Source organism: Escherichia sp. TW14182 (genome assembly GCF_000208525.1).
GTDB lineage: Bacteria > Pseudomonadota > Gammaproteobacteria > Enterobacterales > Enterobacteriaceae > Escherichia > Escherichia ruysiae.
This window is the reverse complement of the sequence record NZ_AEJZ01000273.1, coordinates 1-5,855: the sequence shown is the minus strand read 5'-3', so window position 1 is coordinate 5,855 and position 5,855 is coordinate 1. Positions and strand designations below refer to the sequence as shown.

At 54.5% G+C, this 5,855-nt stretch carries 7 protein-coding genes; all 7 read right to left on the bottom strand.

Annotated elements, in window-relative coordinates:
- A partial coding sequence (locus EQY_RS26910) for a hypothetical protein (RefSeq protein ID WP_000576251.1) occupies positions 1-189 on the bottom strand: 189 nt, incomplete at its 3' end.
- A gap of 20 nt (positions 190-209) precedes the next feature.
- Positions 210-809, bottom strand: a complete 600-nt coding sequence (locus EQY_RS0119795) for a PIN domain-containing protein (RefSeq protein WP_000190528.1) — start codon at positions 807-809, stop codon at positions 210-212.
- Between the two features lie 384 nt (positions 810-1,193).
- A complete protein-coding gene (locus tag EQY_RS0119790) occupies positions 1,194-1,394 on the bottom strand; it encodes an ANR family transcriptional regulator (protein ID WP_001013083.1) in 201 nt (66 codons plus the stop codon).
- Positions 1,395-1,527: 133 nt separating this feature from the next.
- Complete coding sequence (locus EQY_RS0119785) at positions 1,528-2,088, bottom strand: fertility inhibition protein FinO (RefSeq protein ID WP_000139374.1); 561 nt, start codon at positions 2,086-2,088, stop codon at positions 1,528-1,530.
- 74 nt (positions 2,089-2,162) lie between these two features.
- Positions 2,163-2,906, bottom strand: coding sequence for a type-F conjugative transfer system pilin acetylase TraX (traX, locus tag EQY_RS0119780; RefSeq protein ID WP_000123040.1), 744 nt, complete (start codon positions 2,904-2,906; stop codon positions 2,163-2,165).
- A 7-nt stretch (positions 2,907-2,913) separates the two neighbouring features.
- Positions 2,914-3,135, bottom strand: a complete 222-nt coding sequence (locus EQY_RS0119775) for a hypothetical protein (RefSeq protein ID WP_000412081.1) — start codon at positions 3,133-3,135, stop codon at positions 2,914-2,916.
- The coding region (locus tag EQY_RS0119770; RefSeq protein WP_000309938.1) for a conjugative transfer relaxase/helicase TraI domain-containing protein at positions 3,135-5,855 on the bottom strand (2,721 nt) is incomplete at its 5' end. The genes EQY_RS0119775 and EQY_RS0119770, both read right to left, overlap by 1 nt.

The following is a 5,855-nucleotide window of genomic DNA, read 5'->3' as shown; positions in this document are numbered from 1 at the left end:
GCAATAATAAATTCCTGCTTCCCCCGAACGGCAACCGTCACATAACACCCGGCAGAGCCTGAGTCTGTTCGCCTTATCGATAACCGGGTTTTGCTTGCATATCTGTACGGCGCTTTCTGTCTTGTCATGGAAATAAATGCCATTATTGATTTTCGACCTTTCTGTTTTTATAAATAAAATAAATATCATTTTATTTTCTTCTGGCAGTCTTACCAGATGATTTTATTCCCCTGAATTTTCATTACCCCGCGACGGACCAGTTCATCCCGGATACCTCTGGTCAGGGCATCACGCCATTCACCGCGCATCTGTGATTTTAAATAATTATTAAATGTCTCTTCTGTTACCGGCATATTACGAACCTCCCGCGCTGCCTGTTGAATTTTGTTTGCCCACCGGATAACGATATCCATGTCGGGTGCAGCCATCTTTACTGATGACGCCTTATCCGGGGAGACGCGACGGCAGCAAATCCCGCGCGCCTGCAGTGTCCGGACAATACCGTCATATCCCTTGTCAGCGGAAACAATATGGTATTCCTTCTCCGGCCCGTAATGGCATACACACTGCCCCAGCTCCAGCACCAGATGAAAATCAACATTGTTCCTGGAGACTTCGCTGACATGCCGGAGTGTGACTTTTACTGCTTCAGGGAAAGCGTTTACTGGCAGTGCCACATTATTCTGTTTCGCGCCCGCGAATATAATTAACTCCGTATATATATTTAAGGAAATTTCTGTCAGATTACTGCAGTTCTCGTAATCGATAAAGGCAATCACCTGTTGCTTCTCTGATTTTCCGGTCGCCATTTTCTCTTCCTGATTAACAGACTTCACAACCAGATAAAAGAGTCATAAATAACACTTAACATCGCCTGATATTAACAACCGGGCAACGTGATGTTATTATTTTGCTCTCCTTACTGAATGCATTTGTCCCTGACAGGACAACGTTGACCGTCACATGGCGGTCTTTTTTTATTCACCTGACGCTTTCCTGTCGCAAAAACATCCCCACGGGTATTAACCATGTAATTACTGTGTGTTATCTTTCTTTCCCGCAACCTCCCGGCATTAACCGGTGGTAGCTTCACAGGGTTGATGTACAGAGCATTCATTCAATGCCAGTGATACGTCATGAATGATTTTTGGCCTCCCTTGCTCAGGGGAGGTCTTTTTTTTGCCGTTTTTTCATTATCCCCGCCGCTGGCAGCGTTCAGCTCTCTGTCGGGCAAACTGCTGCCAGTCTGTACGGGGCGCCACACGGGCAGCCTGGAGCCATGCTTCAGCGGCCTCCTTCCAGAATCCCCTGAGTTCCAGACTGACGGCACGGTTTCCGGTGCGCTGGTAACGCCAGACCTGAGCGTCCCGTGAATGGCTTCTGAATCCGTTCATTTGTATCCGCCCTCCTCTTTGCCCTGTCAGTATTTCTGTGTTAAATAATTCAGTGGACTGGCTTCCTTCGGGTAGGAAGTTGTTTCCTTTTGAGCATTATTGTTTGCCTCCCTTGCTTCTGAGGGAGGCTTTTTTACTGTTTATCCAGCACGGCCTGAAGTTCGGCTTTTCTCCGGTTCTGGCGACGAATTTTTGCCAGACGCGCTGCCGCATACGCTTCCTCCTCCTGAGAAATATGCTCCGTCACATACCCTTCCGTGTCATACCGGCAGGCACCGGCTTTCATGGCACACAGATAGCTTTCTGAACGGGTGATGGCCTTCAGCGCCCTGCGCAGTTTTTTATGCGAGAGCGGGATATTCCGTTGCGCCACGTCTTCCAGTAACACGTCCCGGATACCGCAGGCCAGAAGCCGGGGGGTGTCACCGTCAAATAATCCCGGCCACCAGGGCTTCAGGGTGTTCACGGCCTCATCCAGCGTGGGCAGGTTCAGATAAATGGACAGCGCCTGTCTGGCCTGCGCTTTTTTTGCCGCCAGCTCTGCTTCCCCGGCCGCCTTCTCGGCCAGTTTCTGCTTTTTCACCTTCCATTTTGGTGGCGTGGTGACATTGATGATAGTTTTCCGGCTGCGGACAGGTGTTGTTCCCTCTGTTTTCCGCTTCAGTGTCAGTACCGGTCGTTTCTGCTCTGTCATTTGCGAATACCTGTCGTTATATTCTGCCGCTGGCGTTGCTTCGGCGCTTTTATGCCATATTTCATCACGGTATGTTAAGTCTGCAGCCCGTAAACAATGACGGCAATAATCAGCAGATGCAGGGCATAACCTTCTGCAAACCACCGGCTTATCTGCAGGCGCTTTGATGATGCAGGTACATACTCATGCACAAGACACAATACCAGCAGTGTCATGCCCATACCGGCCAGCACGGGGACGGCACCGTTTGCACTGTTCAGCCACACAACAGAGCACAGCCACAGTAAAAATAACCGCCCCTGGTACTGCTCCGGCACCTGCCAGACGGATACAGCTGCCAGCAGCATCACCAGTCCCTGCCAGCCATAACTGGCAGTACTGAACGGCAGATACAGTGCCAGCATGGTTCCGGTTATGGCACCTTTTATGGCATCAGGGCGTTGCCAGAAACAGACCGCCTGCATCACCACGGCAAAACAAAACAGAATGTTCAGCTCCCACCACTGATTTCCTGTCCCCCGAAATGCCAGCCAGAATACCGGTTGCGCCAGCACTGCCATCAGCCACAGGCGATTTACGGCAGCCTGTCGTATCTGCCTCCCCGCCAGGTTACAGCCCGCCATCAGTGCGAAAAGCGGGAATGCGCACCGCCCGGTCAGGTTAAGCCAGGGAGTCCCCACATGAAATGCTGTGGCAATGTGGTCACCTGTCATCGCCAGAAATGCCACGATTTTGATAATATCGCGCTGTAATGGCGCCAGTTGCCACGGGAAACGCACCGTTCCCCCGGTATCTTTTCGCTGAACACATGCCGTCATTATGGTTTCACTCCAGCACCTGACTGAGACATCCGGCCAGTGTTTCGATGACCAGCCAGGGCGCAACAAACAACGTGACCAGCATCAGTAATGCCCCCGTCAGCATTCCGGCCATAAACCGGCTTTCCGTTTTGCGCCTTCCCTTCACCTTATCCCTGTATCGCAACGGCTCTGCAATCCGTTCATCGCCATACATCCGGAGTTCACGATAATGTTCTTTTTTCTCCATCAGAGCGTCTTCTCTCTGTCAATCACCAGTTCTTTCTCCATCTGCCGCAACTGCTCCTGTGCGTTTATGCGTTTCAGGGCAGCCACTTCATGCTGAAGTAATTGTGCGTTTTCTTTCTCTTCACGGGCTGCTGTCTGTCCGGCTGCCCTGATTTCCTGTTCTGCCACCGCATTTTCTGCAGCCTGCATGGCCTCATTATCTGCCGGCAGTATGTTCCGCGTCTCATCCTGCTGCAGGGTTTCCCTGACCGCTTTTTCTGCCTCCTGGCGTGCCCGCTCCTCCGGCGTCTGCAGACTGAGCAGTTCTGCGTCGGTATTCTGTACAGCCTGTGCTGTTTTCATGGTTTCAGGTGTCATTTCTGCCTGCCCCTGCGTTAACTTCTGAAGCAGCCAGTCGGGAAGTGGCACGACATCCTGTTGCAGCACAACACCACTCTCAGGGTGCTGTCGGGCCAGCGCCAGTGCAGAGGCCGGGGCTGATGCCGTCAGCGTCACGCCATTGTGGCTCTGCTGCAGAACCACAACGCCGGCATCATCTCGCCCCAGCCATCTTCCCTGCTCATCCAGTCCCTGCATTCGCCCTTCTTCATCCACACGGATTTCCTGCAACCAGATACCCTGTTGCCTGCCGTTCCGGTCGTAAGCCGGCCAGGCCACATGCGGTGCCGGATATTTGCGGCTGCCACTGATGAAGCGGGCTTCACTGTGGTCCGGTAACCCGGTTTCCCGCAGCAACGCCCGCCCCAGCGCATTCTGATTAAGCGCCCGGGCGCTGTCCCACAGATTCTGAGCCGTTGTGGCACGAACATCCTGTTGAACGTCCAGCACATCATGCGCTGTCTTCCGGCTTTCACTGGCCGCCACGGATGCCAGCCATTTTCCGGTATCATCGGTATACACCTGCACATGCTGCTTCATCCTCGAGAGCGCCACATACGCATCACTGAGGGAGGCAAGCCGCTGGCGTGCGTCAGTTGCCCCGGCCAGGGCTATCACAAAGGCTTCACTGGCCCCCTGTGCCCGGTGTGCCGTACCGGCATAGCCATAATCCAGATGCATATCCGACATCTCACGCCCCGGCTGAACCAGCCGGGTATTTTCACCGTTCTTCAGCGTGATATCACCGTTATCAGCTATCCCGGAAACCTCCCACAGCGTCTGGGTATCCCGTCCCTGCTCCCGGTCCTGGCGGGTGAAGCGCACCAGGTCACCTTTCGACAGCCGGATTTCACGCCGGGAAAATACCGCAATATCCCGCAGACTACTTTCAAAAGCGGAGAGCAGATGGTCCCGGCCTTCTGCATCACGCAGCATCACCACACCGTTTGCTGCATCAGGGTTGTGAATGGTGTAATACTGCTGATTTATCAGCGCCACACCGCCATTATGCTGTGCCAGTCCTGCAACGGATTTCAGGGCTTCCGTCTGCGTTTTCTCCCTGACCAGCACTGTTACCGGAAGTTCATGCTCTCCGGTTTTTCCTGTCTCATGCAGACGGTCATGAATGCCGGCATTGATGGCCATTGCATCGGCGTTCGTCTGGGTGACAATCAGCGTCTGACGCCGGGCCTCTGCAGTACGTCCGGTGTAATCATCCACAATGGCGGATATCCCCCTGTCTCCCTGCGTTTCTCTCTGTTCTCGGGTCTGGCGAATTTCAGTCACCGATGATGCCGGTACATATGCGCCATTATCCCGGGGCACCTGTTCCGGTGAAACGCGGCGTATCGTGTCCAGCGCCTCGCCGGTACGCCCTTCCAGCAGTGCATACACCGCTGGTCGCAGTTCCGGTGACTGACGCACAATGTCTTTCATCACCGCCACATCGATGGCGCTGCGCTGCTGCATCAGGGTAAAGGGCGCACCACTGGCCACCGGCTGTAACTGCAGACTGTCACCGGACAGAACCGCACGCCCACCTGCGGCGGCAATGTGGGCCAGCGTGTCAGCCATATCCCGGTTGCCCACCATGGAGCTTTCATCGATAAGAAACAGCGTTTTTGAGAAGTTAAGCTGTTCACCACTCTGCTGACGTCGCTCCGTATCCATCAGAAAAGAAGCGATAGTCTGCGCTTTCACCCCCACACCCTGCATTTCACTGACGGCCCGGTGCGTGGGCGCCAGCCCCACCACAACCGGTCTGTCAGCTTCAGGCAGGGTTTCCAGCGCCGCCAGGACACTGCGAAACTGTGTGGTTTTCCCCACACCGGCATAGCCCTGAATGGCCACAAAACGGTCCGTGTTTTCAAGAATCAGCCGGCTGGCTGCCTGCTGGCCTGACGTCAGACCAGTCAGGAGAGACCGGTCCACTGTTTCCATCAGCGGGCGTTGCGTGTTCTTTCCTTCTGCCATTGTGCGAAGGATGGCTTTTTCCTGCAGCCAGGTTTCAGCCGGCACATAACGACTGGCACTCCCGTCACCCGGCACGGACAGGATTTCCCCGCGCTGAACCAGTTCAGCAAATGTGTGGTGAATACCGTATGGTGTCACTGATGGATGCGCTTTCAGTGCCTCCAGTACCACGTCCTGACGGGAAAAGACCACACTGCTGCCCTGTGCCAGCGTTATGGCCTGACGTACTGCTTTTTCGGTCACCGGCATCACACTGTCCCGGGCCTGCTGCATGGCCGTATCCAGTGGCTTACCCTCCGGACTGACCTGCTCCCGGGCCTGCCGGTACAGTGGAGAACGGGCAAGACGCGCATGTGCGTCTTCTTCTGA

Excerpts from the sequence above, each read along its gene's own strand:
- EQY_RS0119775 (WP_000412081.1), bottom strand. The coding sequence starts at position 3,135 with ATGGAGAAAAAAGAACATTATCGTGAACTCCGGATGTATGGCGATGAA.
- EQY_RS0119795 (WP_000190528.1), bottom strand. The coding sequence starts at position 809 with ATGGCGACCGGAAAATCAGAGAAGCAACAGGTGATTGCCTTTATCGAT.
- traX (WP_000123040.1), bottom strand. The coding sequence starts at position 2,906 with ATGACGGCATGTGTTCAGCGAAAAGATACCGGGGGAACGGTGCGTTTC.
- EQY_RS0119790 (WP_001013083.1), bottom strand. The coding sequence starts at position 1,394 with ATGAACGGATTCAGAAGCCATTCACGGGACGCTCAGGTCTGGCGTTAC.
- EQY_RS0119785 (WP_000139374.1), bottom strand. The coding sequence starts at position 2,088 with ATGACAGAGCAGAAACGACCGGTACTGACACTGAAGCGGAAAACAGAG.